Annotated in this window: 16 protein-coding genes; 8 read left to right on the top strand and 8 right to left on the bottom strand. The window is 38.0% G+C overall.

Features of this window, described 5'->3' with window-relative positions:
• Positions 1 to 96 precede the first annotated feature (96 nt).
• The 3 genes from MWU56_RS02770 (at position 97) to MWU56_RS02780 (ending at position 5,589) form a co-directional block, all read left to right on the top strand.
• Positions 97 to 1,488, top strand: a complete 1,392-nt coding sequence (locus MWU56_RS02770) for an FAD-binding oxidoreductase (RefSeq protein ID WP_247042005.1) — start codon at positions 97 to 99, stop codon at positions 1,486 to 1,488.
• Positions 1,489 to 1,986: 498 nt separating this feature from the next.
• Positions 1,987 to 5,079: an SIR2 family NAD-dependent protein deacylase gene (locus MWU56_RS02775; protein WP_247042007.1), complete on the top strand. Its 3,093-nt coding sequence runs from the start codon at positions 1,987 to 1,989 to the stop codon at positions 5,077 to 5,079.
• Positions 5,080 to 5,388: 309 nt separating this feature from the next.
• A complete protein-coding gene (locus tag MWU56_RS02780; RefSeq protein ID WP_247042009.1) occupies positions 5,389 to 5,589 on the top strand; it encodes a hypothetical protein in 201 nt (66 codons plus the stop codon).
• A gap of 529 nt (positions 5,590 to 6,118) precedes the next feature.
• Here MWU56_RS02780 and MWU56_RS02785 read toward each other — a convergent pair.
• Both MWU56_RS02785 and MWU56_RS02790 read right to left on the bottom strand, forming a co-directional pair.
• Entirely contained in the window at positions 6,119 to 7,489 is a 1,371-nt protein-coding gene (locus MWU56_RS02785; RefSeq protein WP_247042011.1) for an aldehyde dehydrogenase, read from the bottom strand.
• Between the two features lie 107 nt (positions 7,490 to 7,596).
• The gene (locus MWU56_RS02790; RefSeq protein WP_247042013.1) at positions 7,597 to 8,385 is read right to left on the bottom strand and encodes a hypothetical protein; all 789 of its coding nucleotides are present in this window, start codon (positions 8,383 to 8,385) and stop codon (positions 7,597 to 7,599) included.
• 147 nt (positions 8,386 to 8,532) lie between these two features.
• Here MWU56_RS02790 and MWU56_RS02795 point away from each other — a divergent pair, with 147 nt between their 5' ends.
• Entirely contained in the window at positions 8,533 to 9,003 is a 471-nt protein-coding gene (locus tag MWU56_RS02795) for a hypothetical protein (protein WP_247042015.1), read from the top strand.
• A gap of 7 nt (positions 9,004 to 9,010) precedes the next feature.
• On the opposite strand, the gene MWU56_RS02800 is transcribed toward MWU56_RS02795, so the two are convergent.
• Positions 9,011 to 10,597 carry a trehalase family glycosidase gene (locus tag MWU56_RS02800; protein WP_247042017.1) on the bottom strand — a complete coding sequence of 529 codons (1,587 nt, stop codon included), beginning with the start codon at positions 10,595 to 10,597 and terminating at the stop codon, positions 9,011 to 9,013.
• 85 nt (positions 10,598 to 10,682) lie between these two features.
• Here MWU56_RS02800 and MWU56_RS02805 point away from each other — a divergent pair, with 85 nt between their 5' ends.
• Both MWU56_RS02805 and MWU56_RS02810 read left to right on the top strand, forming a co-directional pair.
• The gene (locus MWU56_RS02805) at positions 10,683 to 11,333 is read left to right on the top strand and encodes a GntR family transcriptional regulator (RefSeq protein WP_247042019.1); all 651 of its coding nucleotides are present in this window, start codon (positions 10,683 to 10,685) and stop codon (positions 11,331 to 11,333) included.
• Positions 11,334 to 11,381: 48 nt separating this feature from the next.
• Entirely contained in the window at positions 11,382 to 11,528 is a 147-nt protein-coding gene (locus MWU56_RS02810; RefSeq protein ID WP_247042021.1) for a hypothetical protein, read from the top strand.
• An 8-nt stretch (positions 11,529 to 11,536) separates the two neighbouring features.
• Here the strand turns inward: MWU56_RS02810 and MWU56_RS02815 are convergent, their stop codons facing one another.
• Together MWU56_RS02815 and MWU56_RS02820 are read right to left on the bottom strand one after the other, a co-directional pair.
• Positions 11,537 to 12,154, bottom strand: a complete 618-nt coding sequence (locus MWU56_RS02815; protein ID WP_247042023.1) for an NTP transferase domain-containing protein — start codon at positions 12,152 to 12,154, stop codon at positions 11,537 to 11,539.
• Positions 12,155 to 12,171: 17 nt separating this feature from the next.
• Complete coding sequence (locus tag MWU56_RS02820; protein ID WP_247042024.1) at positions 12,172 to 12,423, bottom strand: MoaD/ThiS family protein; 252 nt, start codon at positions 12,421 to 12,423, stop codon at positions 12,172 to 12,174.
• A gap of 210 nt (positions 12,424 to 12,633) precedes the next feature.
• Between MWU56_RS02820 and MWU56_RS02825 the strand changes: the two genes are divergently transcribed.
• Both MWU56_RS02825 and MWU56_RS02830 read left to right on the top strand, forming a co-directional pair.
• A complete protein-coding gene (locus tag MWU56_RS02825; protein WP_247042026.1) occupies positions 12,634 to 13,716 on the top strand; it encodes a vWA domain-containing protein in 1,083 nt (360 codons plus the stop codon).
• 77 nt (positions 13,717 to 13,793) lie between these two features.
• Positions 13,794 to 14,741 carry a DUF1080 domain-containing protein gene (locus MWU56_RS02830; protein ID WP_247042028.1) on the top strand — a complete coding sequence of 316 codons (948 nt, stop codon included), beginning with the start codon at positions 13,794 to 13,796 and terminating at the stop codon, positions 14,739 to 14,741.
• Positions 14,742 to 14,998: 257 nt separating this feature from the next.
• On the opposite strand, the gene MWU56_RS02835 is transcribed toward MWU56_RS02830, so the two are convergent.
• The 3 genes from MWU56_RS02835 to MWU56_RS02845 are packed head-to-tail and all read right to left on the bottom strand — an operon-like array spanning position 14,999 to position 17,540.
• The gene (locus MWU56_RS02835; RefSeq protein ID WP_247042029.1) at positions 14,999 to 16,441 is read right to left on the bottom strand and encodes a M14 family zinc carboxypeptidase; all 1,443 of its coding nucleotides are present in this window, start codon (positions 16,439 to 16,441) and stop codon (positions 14,999 to 15,001) included.
• 5 nt (positions 16,442 to 16,446) lie between these two features.
• Positions 16,447 to 17,109 carry a peptidoglycan recognition family protein gene (locus MWU56_RS02840; RefSeq protein ID WP_247042032.1) on the bottom strand — a complete coding sequence of 221 codons (663 nt, stop codon included), beginning with the start codon at positions 17,107 to 17,109 and terminating at the stop codon, positions 16,447 to 16,449.
• Complete coding sequence (locus tag MWU56_RS02845; RefSeq protein WP_247042034.1) at positions 17,106 to 17,540, bottom strand: 3D domain-containing protein; 435 nt, start codon at positions 17,538 to 17,540, stop codon at positions 17,106 to 17,108. Before MWU56_RS02845 ends, MWU56_RS02840 begins: the two co-directional genes overlap by 4 nt.
• Positions 17,541 to 17,572 lie beyond the last annotated feature (32 nt).

Genomic DNA, 17,572 nt, shown 5'->3' on the forward strand with positions numbered 1-17,572 from the left:
TTTGGTCTAAAAGTGCCATTATTTGGTCTAAACGTAGATTTTCAAAATACGGTTCTATACTAATTTTGATTCACACTAATTTTAGAACCTATAAAGATGAAAAATTCAGTAAAAGAAATCGCTCCCAACATCCTAAAAACCTTTGCTTCCCAATTAAAAGGAAAGCTGATCTTTCCAACGGATTTAGACTATAATGAAACCCGCAAAGTTTATAACGGTATGATTGATAAACATCCCGGTGTATTTGCCATGTGCGAAAATGCTGAAGATGTTGTGGCTGCCGTAAATTTTGGAAGAGACAACAACGTATTGGTGGCCATAAGAGGCGGAGGACATAATGGTGCAGGTTTGGGCCTATGCAATGATGGTTTGGTCATTGATTTATCAGGAATAAAGTTTGTTGAAGTCGATACGTCGAACAATACCGTAAAAGTGGGAGGTGGCAACATTTGGAATGAAGTCGATACCGTAACGCACGAACATGGTTTGGCTATACCTTCGGGAATGGTTTCAACGACAGGTGTTGGTGGATTAACACTTGGGGGTGGTATTGGATATTTATCACGAAAATATGGACTCACTATAGATAATTTATTGGAAGCTGAAATGGTGTTGGCAGATGGTTCTTTTGTCACTGTCAACGCTACCAATAACACCGACTTATTTTGGGCCGTTCGTGGTGGTGGTGGAAATTTTGGTGTGGTAACGTCCTTTGCATTTCAAGCACATCCTGTTAAAATGATTATAGGCGGGCCTACGCTATGGCCCATTGAACAGGTCGAAGAGATTATGGCATGGTACGATACGTTTATTCAAGATGCACCAGAAGATTTGAACGGGTTTATCGCCACGATGGTCATACCCGAATCTCCGTTTCCAGAACAGCTGCATAATAAAAAGTTCTGTGCAATTGTTTGGTGTTACCTTGGTGACCCGGATAAATTTGAAACCTTGTTTAAGCTGGTACTAGATTTAAACCCGGTTTTTGCCCATGTAGGCGAAATGCCGTTTCCAGCATTGCAAAGCATGTTCGATGGACTGTTGCCACCGGGATTGCAATGGTATTGGAGGGCCGACTTTTTTAACGACTTAGGGCCAGAAGTACGTGCAGAACATTTAAAGTACGGTTCAAGTATCCCTACACCCTTATCGCAAATGCACCTCTACCCATTAAGCGGTGCGGCAAGCAGGGTAGGGGCAGAAGACACACCTTGGGCGTATAGAGATGCCAAATATGCCGGAGTTTATATCGGCGTTGACCCAAACCCAGAAAACGCTGCTAAGATTACAGATTGGTGTAAAGGGTATCAAGAAGCGCTACACCCGTATTCAGCAGGAGGGGCATATTCCAATTTTATGATGGAAGAAGGTCAAGAAAGAATTAAGGCCAGTTATAAGCACAATTATGAAAGATTGGTTAGGATCAAAAGCACCTACGATGCCCATAATTTATTTAGCGTGAATCAAAATATAAGGCCTAGTTCGTGAGTTTTTAGCCTATTAATTGATCATAGGTTGGATTAACTAGATTTTACCAACCAATTTTTGAATTAAGAAAAGTGATTATCCAATAGTAGGTAATCACTTTTTTCTACATGTAGACTCTGATAGGAATCACAATATAGCCTAGGAGTTCTCTGAAATTACTTATAATTTTTCGCTATTTGATATAACGTCAAATTATGTTTCTGTTTTGAAACATAATGTTTGCGTTATGTAACTTTGCTTGGGTAAAGCAAAGTATTTGGTACTACACTTTCTTTAAATTTTTCTTCTCAAAACTCACTCTGAAAAGGTAATGGAACACTTATTATGCGAGCCGACAATAGGAGGGGAGTGTAATGTGTGTGGAATGGTATTATTCTGCCTAATTCACAAAACAATTACTAAATTCCGTAATTTTTTTCTTGTTAAAAGTTCTTATATTTAAGACCTAAGTGAATCAAATTTTCACCCAAATAAAGAATTCAATTTATCCATAAATAAATGAGTGAAACTAAAATTCCTAAGGCTTTAATTGACCAGATAAAAGATGGTAACGTTATTTTATTTTTGGGTGCAGGTGCTGCATTCGATGCTAAACATCCTCGAGGTGAATCGCCGCCAACAGGTAACCAACTATCTAATCTCATAGCAAAAAAATTCTTGGGAGATACATATCTAAATATGGACTTACAATCTGTATCTGAATTAGCGATTAGTGAAACTGATTTATTTACAGTCCAAAAATTTGTAGCTGATATTTTTAAAGAGTTTAAACCAGGTGACCATCATCTTAGAATTCCGTTATATCGCTGGCACTCCATTTTTACCACAAATTATGATTTAATCGTAGAGAATTCTTTTGAAATCAAAGACAGACAACAAGTACTTGCGACATTTGTAAAAGATGGAGAAAGAATAAAGGATAAAATGATTTTTCCAAATTCTCTTATGTACAACAAATTACACGGATCAATTACGGATATAAGCGATAAGGAGTTGCCTTTAATCTTAACTCCTGATCAATATGTAGATCATAAGGAAAATCGTTCACGATTGTTCAAACGATTGCAAGAGGCATCGTATGATTATCCAATTCTATTCGTTGGATTTAGTTTTGCAGATTGGGACATAAGACTAAATCTTAAAGAGCTAAATAAGTTGGGCGATGCTAGACCAAGATCATTTATGGTTGGTCCAAATATAACCGACGCTGAACAACGACTGTGGGATTTAAAAAAGGTTTCCTCTATAAAATTGACTTTCAACGACTTTATGGAGTGTTTGAAATCAGAAATAAGTGAGAATGAAAGAGTTTTAAGTGGCATAGTTAAAAAGGATTATTCTCATCCTATCATGCATAAATTCATTTCTGGAACAAAAGAGCCCACGACCAGATTAATGGAATTTCTAGAGAGAGATATTATTTTTGTTCATGCTAATCTGGCAGAAGAAAATACGGACCCTAAAACTTTCTACAAAGGTTATTTTAAGGGTTGGGACCCAATAATAAAAAATTATGACGTACAACGGAAAGTTACGGATTCAATTTTGTCCGAAGTATTTTTAATTGAGGAAAATGAAAGAATAACAGAACAAGATTTGTATTTAATTAAGGGTAATGCAGGCTCAGGAAAGACTGTTTTATTACATCGATTAGCTTGGGAAGCATCAGTAACTTTTGAACTGTTATGTCTGTATTATAAATCAGACTTGTCAATAGAATATAATCGAATATCCGAGTTGTATCAATTAGTGCAGGAAAGAATTTACCTTTTCATAGATGATGCTACAGAAAAGGTTGAAGATATAGAATATATTTTAACAAAGGCCAAAAAAGATAAAGTTCAAATAACAATAATAACAGCTGAAAGAACTAATGTATGGAATTCTGTGGGAGATAGACTATCATATTTACTAAACCGTAGTTACACCTTAGGTTATTTAAATGATAACGAAATAGATAGCTTAGTCCAACTTTTAACTAAATATAGGTCCTTAGGTTATTTGACAGATAAAAGCATAGAAAAACAAAAAGAAGCTTTATCTGAAAAAGCTGGCAGAGAATTACTTGTCGCATTATATGAGGCAACCGCTGGGAAACCATTTCCAGATATTGTAATGGATGAATATAAGTCCATACCGAGTGAAGAAGCACAAAGTTTATACTTGACAATATCTATGTTTCATAGAATAGGCACTTATGCCAGAGCTGGTAATATCTCTAGATTACATAATATTAATTTTGCTTATTTTAAAGATAAATTATTCAAGCCATTAGAATCTGTAGTTTACAACCATAGAAATTACGTAATTAATGACTTTGTTTTTACTACTAGACATCAATATATCGCTGAGTTGATATTTGAACAAGTATTAGTAGATCAGGATGCTAGATTTCAAAAATACATCTCGATAATTTCAAGTTTAGATATTGACTATGATAGTGATAGACAGGTATTTGTAGCTCTTACCAATGCTAGAAAATTAATGGAAACTTTTAAAGATGCAACAAATATTAGAAGTATATATGAGGTAGCCTTTGAAAATGTTGGAGAGCAATCATCTCTTTTACAGCAGGAATCAATTTTTGAAATGAATTCTAGTGGAGGTAATTTTGAAAAAGCAAACTTATTATTGACAAGAGCTCACGAGATTGATCCTGATAATCCCTTTATAGCTCATTCAAAGGCAGAATTTCTACTTCGAAAAGCAGAAAAGTCAACTCAAAGTTTGGTTACTAAAAAACTTTTGACTTCAGCAAAAGAAATGTGTAACGATATTATTAAGAACAGGAAAACTAAAAACAAATCACACGGTTACCATACTCTTTTAAAAATCTATCTTTTTGAATTGGAAAAGTTGTTTAAAAGTGAGAGTAACGAATTATTGGAAACTAAAATTCAGGAATTTGAAAAGACTATAAATAAGGCTATGCAGTCGCATCCTAACGAAAGTTTTCTGTTGGATGCTGAGTCAAGTTTTAATGAGCTTTTAAATAATACTCCACAAGCCTTTGAATCTTTAAAATCTGCTTTTGATTTAAATAAGCGTAGCGCTTATTTAGCAACCAGATTATCCAATTATTATTTTAATAATAATGATATTGATTCTGCATTAGCTGTTTTACTTGAAACTATAAATTTAAACTTGAGTAATAAAGATTTAAATTTTAAGTATGCCCAACTACTAATGAGAAAGAACCCTGAAGATTATAGTGAAATTAAACACTATTTAAGAAAATCTTTTACTAAAATGGATAAAAGATATGATGCCCAGTTCTGGTATGCTAGAACATTGTATTTATTAGGTGATAAGGAGTTTTTGGATTATTTCGAATATTTAAAAACGGCTCCCCTAGATGTTAGAAGAAAGAAAAAACCTCAAGGAATTGTTACTGAAGATTTGTTAGTGAAAGTTTTTGATGGCACTATAACTAAACTAGAAAGTTCATATGGTTTTGTAAAACAAGATTATAGCGGCGAAACAATTTATTTTTATAGAGGAAGGGAATTAAACGACTTAAGATTCAATTCTAGGGTAAAATTCAATAAAGCTTTTAATTATAATGGTGTAGTAGCCTTATTGTTGACATAATCTGAAGCGGCCTAAGAGAATTTTGGTAAAACAATAGGGGAGAGGAGCGTTAAGAATTTTAGGGGGCTGGTTACAATTATTGTTAACCACCGAATTGGTCGTATTTCCTTTAAGTAGTCTTAAGAGTTACAATGGATCCTAAAATTTAGCGACCGACCCGTACATTGTTTCTAAAATTATCTGTAAGCCTTGATTTTTTTTGTTTCTTTTTTTATCAAGAAAAAAAGAAAAGAATTATATTTTTAATTGTTCAAAATACCTTATAATTAGATTGATTCTTACAATTTAAACAATAACAGAAAAATAATTATGATTACAGGAAAGCAAATAAATGAGGCTAAAGAGCTATCAAAGGAGTGCAAAATAACTATGGCAGAGGCTTTAGGAATATTAATTCAAGATGAAAGGAATGAAATATTAAAAAGAGCCTTTGTTTTATCTGATTCAGACAGTCATCCATCGGCATTGGAAGCTATTGCCATGCAACTTGGAGAAAAAGAGGCTCGATAAATCCTATTTTACATAATGTTAGAAACACCTAAAGAAAAGATTCAATCAGAGCAAGAGGTTAGCAAGGGCTAAGAAATTATCTCGCAGAGTAATTTTTAGCTGTTGCGGCAAGCTGACGAGAATGCTGTAGAAAAAAATCTTGCACACATTTCCTCGAATACTCAAATTTTAAATGATTCTAAAAGGCTAGCTTTTAAATGGCGTTGGCAAGCGATGGCAAATTGTGTTTAGAAATGAGCGCCGTAAAACGTTTATTTATAAAAAACAGACGAGCTTGGCTTTTACATAATTGCTGACGATATAGTCCTAATGGCCGATAGCTGCAACTATGTAAAATAGATCAAAAATGGTCTATCCGCTAATTTACTATAAATGTACTATAATATATATTATGTAAAATAGGATATGTAAAATGCTCTATATCTCAACAATTCAACCCACTACTTGTTTAAAAAAGAAAATCTAATGTAATCCTTCATTCACACATTCCGCTACATTAAAAACCAATGAAAATATCTTGGCCGATGCATTAAAAGAAATGCTTGAGCTTCTTTATCCATTTCAACGACACATTGTAAGGTGCATATCGAATAGCTGGATCCAGCCAATTACCTCGTTGTACAATCGCTTTATGATGTGAGAACAAATCAAAAGTATGTTTTCCATGGTAACCACCAATTCCGGATTGTCCAACACCACCAAAAGGCAATGCTTTGTTCGTGATGTGCACTACCGTATCATTAATGGTTCCACCACCAAAGGAATAGTTCTGCATCATGCGTTGCTGGAACTTTTTAGTATTGGAAAACACGTAAAATGCCAATGAATTTGGGTAATGCGAGATGTATTCGTCCAACTCGCTTTTATCAGCATAAGAAATTATGGGTAGAATTGGGCCAAATACTTCCCCTTCCATTACTGTACTGTCCAGTTGGGGTTCATCTACCAAAGTAGGCTCCAAATACTGATCTTCATCATTATAGTTGCCCCCAAACAATACCTGCTGGCCTTTAAGCATTGCTTTAAGTTCTTCGTAATGCTTGCTCGTCGTGATTCGGGCAAAGTCTTGGGAAGCCTCAATGGATTCCCCATAAAACCCGGCGATGTTGGTTTTTAATCCTTCCACCAGAGCTTTTTTTACATTTTTGTGCACTAAAATATAGTCCGGTGCTATGCAAGTTTGTCCAGCATTGATGAATTTACCCCAGGCAATACGTTTTGCTGCCAGTTTTATGGATGCGGATTCATCAACAATACAGGGATTTTTTCCACTCAGCTCCAAAGTGACCGGTGTTAGGTGTTCCGCCGCTTTTTTGTACACAATCTTACCCACGCGTGTACTGCCCGTAAAAAAGATGTATTCCCATTTTTCTGCCAGTAACGCGGTAGAAGCCTCTACTCCACCCTCCACCACAGTAACGTATTCGGGCGGAAACACTTTTCGTATGATCTGGGCGATAATTTTGGAAGTATTGGGACTAAATTCGGATGGTTTTAGAATAGCGGTGTTCCCTGCTGCCAACGCACCAATTAAGGGTGATATGGAAAGCATAAACGGATAATTCCATGGCGAAATTATAAGCACCTTGCCATACGGCTCGGGCTGCACCCATTCCTTTGATGGAAAGTTTAAAAGTGAAGCGCCCACATGGTTTCGTTCGCTCCAGCTTTTCACACTTTTAATCGCATATTTAAGTTCCGCCAAAACCAATTGGGTCTCCGTGGCCAAACTTTCAAATTTTGGTTTTTTAAAATCGGCATATAGCGCATCGCAAATACTGTCTTCCTGTGCTACAATCTCTTCTTGTAACTTTTTAAGATACTGCTTTCTGTATGCGACTTCTTTTGTTTTCTGTGTGGCAAAAAAATCATTTTGTGCCGCTACCAAATCTTTCACCATAAACTTGATTGTTTCCTTAAATATAATCAAACTGAAACCTGAATCCTATAAAAACAAAAAAGCACCGGCGTATACCGGTGCTCTTTCGTATATATTTTTTAGAAAGATTACAACATAATCTCTTCTGTAGCTCCGTTCGGATAGATAAGGGTGGCTGTATTATCACACGCACCATTTCCAAGGTCCACTGTTACGGTCAAACCATTTTTGGAAACGGTCATGGATCCGGTAGTCATGTATTCACAAGATGCATTGCCTTGAAGACTTTCCAAGGTTTCCACAGCATACGTGTTTCCTTCGGCCTCAATGGTCCAGTTTCCAGAAAGTGTGAAAACAGTGGTTGCCAAACTGTCACCAATGGTAATACTGAAAGTTTTGGTGCCATTTTCAGAAATAATGCTCTCATCTTCCATTTCAACGGACATATCGCTCATCACGGTAAATGTCATAGTGGATTCTCCACTATTCCCTGATATTTCGTAAGTTCTAGTGCCATTTAATTTAATGGTACCAACGTAAAAATCCTGATACGTTGCCGTAAAAGAGGAAGCTTCATCCCCTACGTTGTAGGTAACCGTAACGGTACCATTTACATTATCCGTTCCGTTGAGCACACAATTGTTGAACGTTGCCACAAATCCGGTCTCCGAATATTCGGCAGAATAACACTCCCCATCCTTTGCAGTAGGAGTTTTGGCCGTATTGCCTGCAAAAAGTTCAGCTAAAGTTGTGTCGGCTGCCCCGGCAATTTCATCGGTCGTTAAAATCGTCTGTAATTCGGCTTGTGTAAGTTCTTCGCCTTCACCTGGCATGGCATCTTCACTACACGATTGGATGCTAATTAGCGTACCAGAGATAAAAGCAATGGATAAGATTCTTAGGGTAAGTTTCTTCATTGTATTTAGTTATGTATTTACTTTTTCTCAACGTATAGCCAATTTTTTTAGTATGAAAAATAGCTGCAATTCGATGAAATGCCGATTAGATTTGGATATTATTATTGAAATTGTGTTATTTTCATCGAAACTTGAATTAAGTGTCCCATGAAAAAAATAGCCGCGATCACGCTTCACATCTGTACCATCTTGCTCTTAATTTCCTGTAGTGAGGATAATGATGACGATAATGGATTTTCCAGTGCAGAACTCGTCGGCACATGGGATCTGGTAGAAGTCAATGTCAATACCGGAATTGATCTAGATGGGGATGGGTCTACATCTTCCAATTTATTGGATGAAGAAAATTGTATTTCCGGAACTCTTGTACTAAATGACGATTCCACCTATCAATTTGAAGAGTCCAATTTCTCATTGACCTCAATTACCAATGGTTTATACGTTGTTCAATGTACTGGGAGCACCTTGGCTACAGGGGCATGGGCCAGCAATGGTATGGAAGTGGTGTTTCAGGGCAGCACAGTATTGGGAACTTTGCAGTTGAATAATAACAAAATAGTAAAAACCACTGGTGACGATCTGCCGGGCGTTGCATCTTACGTATATGAGCGCAGGTAGTTCAACATTAGTTGGGCCGTTCCAAATCTTCCAATATTTTTTTAAAACCCAAGGCTACACCGTTTGTCCATCCAAAACCATCTTGGGTAGGGTACTCCCCTCCCCCTGAAAGTAAGGATAGATCCTCCACGTTGTATTTTTCCATCATTTTACCGGTGTTGGCATATACTTTCTCGTTTAGGGACAACCACCGTTTCATAATAATTTTTGATTCCTCCACATAACCATAGTTCAAAAGCCCGTTCACCGCCAACCATTGCAAGGGTGCCCACCCATTTGGAGCATCCCATTGTTGACTACTATGATCCAAAGTAGTTACCAGCCCTCCATCCTTTAAAAAGGTGTTCATGATCATATTTTTTACTTGCTCGGCCTGTTCGTGAGAGGCAATTTCGAAAAATAAAGGAGTAACACCGGCCAAGGTAAGTTTTGGGGTCATGCCTTTGGTGTCAAAATTGTAATCGTGATAAAACCCTGTGGCTTCGTTCCAAAAATAATCTTGAATATTGGCTTTTCTGGTTTCGGCCAATTCCGAATAGTGTTTTTCCGCTTCATCATCCCCTTTGATGCTGTTGGCCTTTGCCAAGGTCTCTTCCATAAAATACAGAAGACTGTTAAGGTCCACCGGTACTATTGATATGGTTTCTGTGGATTCAAGACCGCCCTTTTCCCCAAACCATCTGGAACTAAAATCCCAACCAGAAGCTGCAGCGGAACGTAAATTTTTATACAGTTGCTGCTTCAATGAATCTGAAGGAAGTTGTTGTGCCAGTAAGTAATCTTCTTTATAGGATTCTGGTCGCGGGGTGTTGCCCGAATCCCAGTAACGGTTCAGCGTTATTCCATTTGTAAGGTTTACTACGCGCTTCACTGGCTCCACATTATCCCCTACTTTAGCTCCCTCCATCCAATAGTTGTATTCAGCAGTCATTTGTGGAAGGTATTTTAGATATAAATCTTCATTGTCTCGTGCGATAGCGTCCACCATCAAAGCAAAATAAGGAGGCTGGGAGCGCGTTTTATAGTAATTTCGAGTACCGTTCGGTATAAAACCAATGGAATCAATTAAAAAAGCGAAGTTGTCCACCATGCTCTGTGCCACTTCATTTTCATTGTCCACCACTAATCCTTCCAAGGTAAAATAACTGTCCCAATAATAAATCTCGCGAAAACGTCCCCCGGGAACAATATAATTATGTGGCAATGCTATTCTTGAGGCGTTGGCATAAACACTATCTGGAGCTCTTTTTAAATTTTCCCACATATGGGACATATGATCATACATATTTTTGATGGTATCCGTTGCAACGGTATGGGAATCCATGTATTTGTCCTCAAAATTGGCAAGTACAAAATCCCCTAACCTAAACCCATCGTTGGTCTTACTTTTAAGGTATTCTGTTTCAAGTGTTGCGATATCTTTTTTGGGAACCAAATCCACAAAAGTTTTGGAATCTTCAAATATATCCGACATCTGTACGTCCTTAAACAATTCCGTTTCATATAAACTTAATGGTTCTTGTACAGTGGTTTCGGCTTCTTTACAACCTATCACAAACAACAGCAGGAATGCCCCTAACAAGCAATTTTTCATTGTATTCAATTTTAATTAGGCTAAATATATAATAATAAGCCCAATGCAATATCGTTAAATCGTATACGATTCTTAATTTAGTGGTATGGAGCAGAAATTTGTTTTACGGGACCAAATCAAACAATATTTATTGTTGCAAATACAAAATGGGAAGTTACCGGTGGGCAAAACAATTAATTTAGCAGCGCTTTCCCGAGCAACCGGAATCAGTGTCACACCCATTCGTGAGGCCTTGAGCCAATTGGAACATGCACAGGTATTACAAGCAGTTCCAAATCGAGGTTTCGTTGTTGCCAAGCTTTCAAAGTCCGAGGTAAAGAGCCTTATTGAAATTGTTGCGCAACTTGAGGTAATGGCCTTGGAGAACGCAGCATTCGAAGCTTCGGAAATAGCGCAGTTGGCAACATTACAAACTAAAATGGAAGAAGCTGGAACCATTGAAAAAGGTTTAGTCGCTCGGTTCAATTTCCACAATTATTTGGTGCAAAATTGTAGTAATAAGGTATTGTTGCAAATTTTAAAAGACCTTAAACTTAGACTGCATTTCTATGAACATGATTTTATCAAAGACATTGACTTTTTCCAAAAACTGACTATTCAGACCCGCTCTGTGGTCGAAGCAATCCAAGAGGACAATGTGCCTACAGCCGCCTTGATCCTGCGTATGCATTGGATGTCCATTTTAGATCATATTAAAACCCAGATTATTAAAAATGGTTCCTCTTCTTGTTTATAGCATCAAAATAAAACACCAACCATTCCGTTTTAGTTAAAATAGCTTTTCATGCAATTCTTAAATAAGGAAATTGAAGCCCTTACCAAACGCAAAAAATCAAGGTCATTGATTAAAAAGCAAATTTCTTGTGGTATTTTCCAAGATTTGGAAACGTTGGACCTTGACAAAACTAAAAGGAAACATTCCAACGAATAGGCACTACCCTATCGATTCAAAGTTTTTTGCACAAACTCCATATCCGCAACGGTATTGGCGTTAAATAATGCTTTATTGTTTTTTAATTTCAACATGGCGATATCCGACTGCATCAGAAATCTTTTGGGACTTGGGCAATCGGTATTATTAAGATGCTCCAGTGCATGTTTCAATGCTCTTGGCTCCCAAACGCACACCAATGGTTCCGGCAGACCAGTTTCTTGATTGGCAAAGGTGGTTGCAAATTTTTTAGAATTTCGATGTGCTATCAATTGCCCTAAAGTCTCCGAATCCATAAAGGGAAGGTCACAGGCCACTACCAACCAAGCGCTGTCAATATATAGATTATGTGCACTCAATATACCATTAAACGGACCTTTGCAGTTATTTTGGTCCACAATGGTTTTAAACCCTTCCGGCACCTCGGTTGCTTGATCCTGTCGAACACTTAGGAAAACATCATCACAAAATTGCATCAAAAGGTGGTACACATATTCCCGTTGCGGAATGCCATGATAATCCACAAGGCCTTTATCCTTTCCCATACGTGCACTCGTACCACCAGACAATACCAGCCCGAATAATTTGGGAGTCCCTGTATCAATGGTTTCCTGCTTTTTTTCCATGCTTTTGTCTCAATGCATCATATTCCCGGTGGGGGAATCAGTGCAATTTCATCATAAGAATTAATTTTTTCATTGTCCGCAGCATAGTTTTGATTGACGGCAACGGTCACCTTTGATATTTTTTTAAGTTCTGGATAGGTGTTTTCCAGAAATTTTTTGAGTTCACCTACCGTATTTGGAATTTTCTTTCCTGACAGGCTTGCGGTTGGAACCGACAAGGTGGGGGTTCCCACAATATCTTTAGTAGCTCCGAACAAGAGTATCGTCATAAAATCAACCTATTAATGTTAGTGTTTGTTTTGTTTTTGGTTAGATAGGTTGGTATGTTTGATGGGTGAAAATATTAAAAATTGCTCGGACACCTATCATTTTAACATCCCCAATTTTCTTTTAACTTTTCTTTAGTTTAATTCTTGGGTTTCCCTATACTTTTCAATCAATATCTACGTTGTGCTTGCAGAACCTTAACTTATATGAACATGAAAAACATACTTCAGTTTACATTCCTATTAGCTTTTAGTTTAATATTGTTTTCCTGCGGAAATGCAGATGATGATATCAGTTTTGATATTAATGACAGGGAGCTTGGTCTAGGTGAAGAACCCGATGATTGTCTTGGTTTTGGCGAAAACGAATTGTTGTTGTCCATCCAAGATGAGTTTACTTCTTTACCGGGTAAGGTTTCTGTACTGTTCAGGGTTTCCGACCTTATGGGCAACCCTATTTCAGGTTTGTCCGCGGATCAGTTTTCCATTTACGAGCAGGGGCGAAACGATAATTGTTTTAATACTATATCCTCTTCGGAATCTTTTGCACGCATTTCGCCCAACTCGCAAGTATTCAACAACAACACCCTTTTGGTATTGGATTTGAGCAATAGTGTGTTGGAAAGCGGTTTGGACGAACTGAAGACTGCTACCACCAGCTTCATCAACAATGTAATGCCCACTCCAGCTACGGATTCTTTCAAAATGGCTATTTATTGGTTCGATGGTGAGGATGAGCTTCATTTGCTGAACCCCTTGACGACTTCGGTGTCGGAATTGACAACCTCCGTGGACGGTATCACAGCTGACATAAGCAACGATTTTTCAACTGATTTGTACGGGGCTGTGATAAAATCAACGGACATTGCCGAGGATTTACTCAACGAAAACTCAGAAGTGATCAACGCGGCTTCCGTGGTATTGTTCACCGATGGTACCGACCAAGCATCCCGGTACCGGGAGTCCGATGCATTAAAAGCGGTGGAAGAAGCAGACAGAAACATTTCTTATTTCACTATTGGGCTCGGGGCAGAAATAGACACCGAAGTATTGACGAAAATCGGAAAGACTGCAAGTGTTTTTGCCAGTAATTCGGAGGAGTTGGAAAATACCTTTAACGATATTTCACAACGCGTGGAAGAACAGGCAGGCAGCTATTATCTATTTGAATATTGCACCCCAAAACGTGATGGCAGTGGCGAGAGCAATTTGGTTATTCAACTAACTCATAACAGCCTAAAAGGAGCTGTACAGACCAAATTCAGTGCCAATGGATTTACAGGCGGTTGCGAATAAACCAGTCCGGACCCAATTGTAACCTTAATTTTTTTTGGATTATACGTATCTTGGACCACAATAAAACTAAACTACGTATGATAACCCAAAGAAGAATAATTTACACTTTTATTTTTACCTTATTTATAGGGCTAACTAGTACTATTTATGCTCAGAACATCAGTCCATTGGAGGGCAGATGGGATCTAGAAATGGATTTTATGGGCAAAACCTCCCCTTCATGGTTGGAGATAAGGCATTCGGGACATGCCACTTTACTGGGCCGTTTTGTCTTTGCTTTTGGTAGTGCACGCCCCATTGCCGAGGTTAAAACATATGGGGAAAACAAATTTACTTTTAGTATTCCCAACCAATGGGAACCCAAGGGAAGCGATATGATTTTTCATGGAGAACTGGAAGATGGAGCATTAAAGGGTACACTAATTTATACCGATGGTTCTGTATTGCACTGGACAGGGGTAAAAGCTCCAGAACTGGAATATACTGAAAATCCAAAATGGGGAAAAACCACTGATTTGTTCAATGGTAAGGACCTTACGGGATGGCATATTGATGGAGAAAAGAACCAATGGGTGGTGAAAGATGGCATATTGACCAGTCCTGAATCTGGGTCCAACCTGATTACCGATGAAACATTCCAAGATTTTAAGCTTCATGTAGAATTTCGTTACCCAAAAGGAAGCAATAGTGGTATTTACTTGCGTGGACGTTACGAGGTCCAGATTGTTGACAGCCAGGGCTATGAACCATCCGACATTTATTTGGGTGGTGTTTACGGTTTTTTGGAACCCAATGAAAACGCTTCCAAACCAGCTGGAGAATGGCAGACGTATGATATTACCTTGATAGGCAGAAGGGTTACCATTACCTTGAACGGTAAAACCGTTATTTCCGATGCGACCATTCCAGGAATCACGGGAGGAGCCTTGGACAGCAAAGAAGGTGAGCCTGGACCATTTATGATTCAAGGAGATCACGGCCCAATTGAGTATAGGAGTTTTGAAGTGACTCCACTGAAAAAATAAAAGATTAGAAATTACAGCAGAGGCTGTTTGATATATTCGTCATTCCGAACTCGTTTCGGAATCTCATCTTACTTTATTGATGAGCATTATGAGAACCTGAAATAAGTTTAGGTTGACGCATCACATTTCAAACAGCCTCTTTTATTGTCTTCAATCCAAAGAAACATGTTGAATGTTTCTCCATCAAAATAGCACGTAAAAGGCATCTTAATTTCAAAAGATGGAGGGTTCTTTTGCTATAATCAATCTATCACAAATCATTTGTAAATCAATCCATTGCCAGTATGTTGTTCATCCAATGGTTTGGATAGATCAATTAGAAAACCATTGATTACCGCATGGGTTAAACTGCCCTCTTTTTCCAAGAAGAAAGTAGGATTTACTCCAGGCTGAATAGTAAAATCATTTAATTTGAAATCGTTATGCACCAATATCAAAGGAAGCTCAACAAATGCACTGTTTTCGGGCAATTGGGTCTTAACGTAGGCAATGCCGTTTTTTAATAAATCCATGGCGTCTTCAACATGGTTCACAGTGGCCATCTTTGGAGGTATTATTTTATAGCCCGTAGCATCAAAAGTCTTATATCCATAAAAAGTGGAAAGATCGCCTTGATCTGCAACCGAGGATTTGTAATAGAACTGATTGTGCTGTTCCACATCAATCTCGTTCGTAAAAATGCCAAGATCAAGAATATAATCATCGCCCAATAACTCGTAAGTGACATTTTCTATTTTTAAATCAAAAAGCTTGCGGTCATTGTGCGGAATTTTTTCATAATCTTCGATGGGAATGTTATGGTAAGAACCTGTGGCCACAGTATATAATGCGGATAGAATTGAAACATAGTTTAACTTTCGTATTTCCTGCTTTTCGGGGTCGTTGGCATAACCGCCCGACTCAATAAGGATTAAGCTAGTTCCCCACTTCGCAATATTGTCGCCAAAAGCGCGTGGCTCAAAATCATCGCTATATCGTCCTACCTGTCCTGGGGCGTAGTCTTGTATGATCTTATTCATATAAACGATTACCTTCATGGCGTTGGCACGTACTTCATTAATGTCTTTTTCATAATTGTAGGCCGTTGCCAAATATGAAATGGTAGCGGGCTTTTCAGTACGCTCGGCATTGTAATAGGTGCTTTGATCGTGAAGGTTAAAGCCAAAATCAGCATCCAAACTATCGCGAAGTCGCTTTAAGGTTCTGCCTTCTGGTGATTGTAACCGCAGTGCATCTCGATTAATATCAATCCCTAAGGCATTTCGTCTAGTGAACACTTCCGCCCCATCAGGATTAAGCATGGGTAAAAAATGAAGCTTTACTTTGGATAGTATTTCTTCCTTCTCTTTTTTGAACTGTGGTGCATCCAAAAAATTCAAAATATCAAATATGGCCTGTGTGGCCGTAGGTTCGTCACCGTGCATTTGGGACCAAAGAAAAATATTACTTTTCCCGGAACCGATACTGATCAGCTGCAAATCCCTGCCTTGTATGGACTCCCCTACTTTTTGAACTTCAAATTTCGGGTTTTCCTTAAATTTTTGAATCAACGGTTGTATGTCTGCATGTTTAATTCTTCGCTTTCCTATACTGGATTCTTTATATTCCTCATAGGTCTCATACAATTGCGACGTTAATCCATCTTGAGCCTGTATTGTAAATGCAAGTAGGATGATTATCAATGACAGCAGTTTCTTCATTATCATTATTGTTTTGTTGGAATAGGTTTAAAGTTATGTTTTTTAGTGGCTTTCCTTACTTTTTCGACAAAATCCATTCCTGGATCTGTTTTTTTGGTTCGATAGCCATCATCCACCTCGAGCCATAATGGGTGATCTTCAAATAAGGTGTATTCTTGGTGACCGATCACATATTCAATATCATATTTTGAAGCCAAATAATCTACCAAGTAAATATTGGCTTTTACTTGTTGTTTTGTCAACGGCAACTCTTCGGTTCCTCCAACATTTTCAATGCCTATGGCACAATGGTTTAACCCAATGGTATGGCGGGCCATGGTTGTTTCTGACATTAATCTGTAAATGGTTCCATCTTGGTCCACCAAAAAATGAGAAGAAACATTTAGGCCGCTCACATTTACCAGGTCGGGCCGCCAATTGGGCAGTGTGGAACGGTTAAAGGCTTCAAAGGATTTTTTTAGGGACGGTATGGCCGTCCAGTGCAAAACCACCATTTTTGGGGTAATTTCAGGGGTGTCCTGCTTTAGTTCATACCGTTTCAGTAAATATTCCTTGGTCAATTCAATCCGTTGTTCGTCAAAAATTATGGGAATATCCACAATTTCTTTTTTAGTGGAACAACCTCCCAAAATAATTGTCAACAATAAAACCAAACTTGTTTTCCTCATTCAGTAACATTTAAAATTGTATCCAAGGGAACGGCATAACAGATTATCAATTTTTTCCGCCCCCATTCCCGTGCTTTCTTCACATCTTGCCCCATATAAATATCGATTCTATTCTGCCATCGACCATGCATTTTATCCTTAACCAAAAAAGTGTCCTTAAAAGCATCTATTTTGACCATAGTATTGTGTGTCAACCCCATTTTAATAAGATCTCTTGACACGGCAATACTTTTCATTCCCGGTTTTAAGGTATCTCCCCAAGCAGCCACTGCTGGGCTTATGCTATCGGTCTGCCAATATACGGAGTTGTACGCAGAAGCCACGACCTCATGACCATACCATTCGTGGGTAGGAGATGGTTCGGTCCGGGGATTCTCTTTTGGTGTACAACCAATAAGAATCAAAACAATTATGGGAACCAATTTCTTCAAATAATCAAATTTTACAAGACCCTAATATTCAT

The sequence above is a fragment of the Allomuricauda sp. F6463D genome (genome assembly GCF_023015965.1).
In the GTDB taxonomy this organism is placed as follows: domain Bacteria; phylum Bacteroidota; class Bacteroidia; order Flavobacteriales; family Flavobacteriaceae; genus Flagellimonas.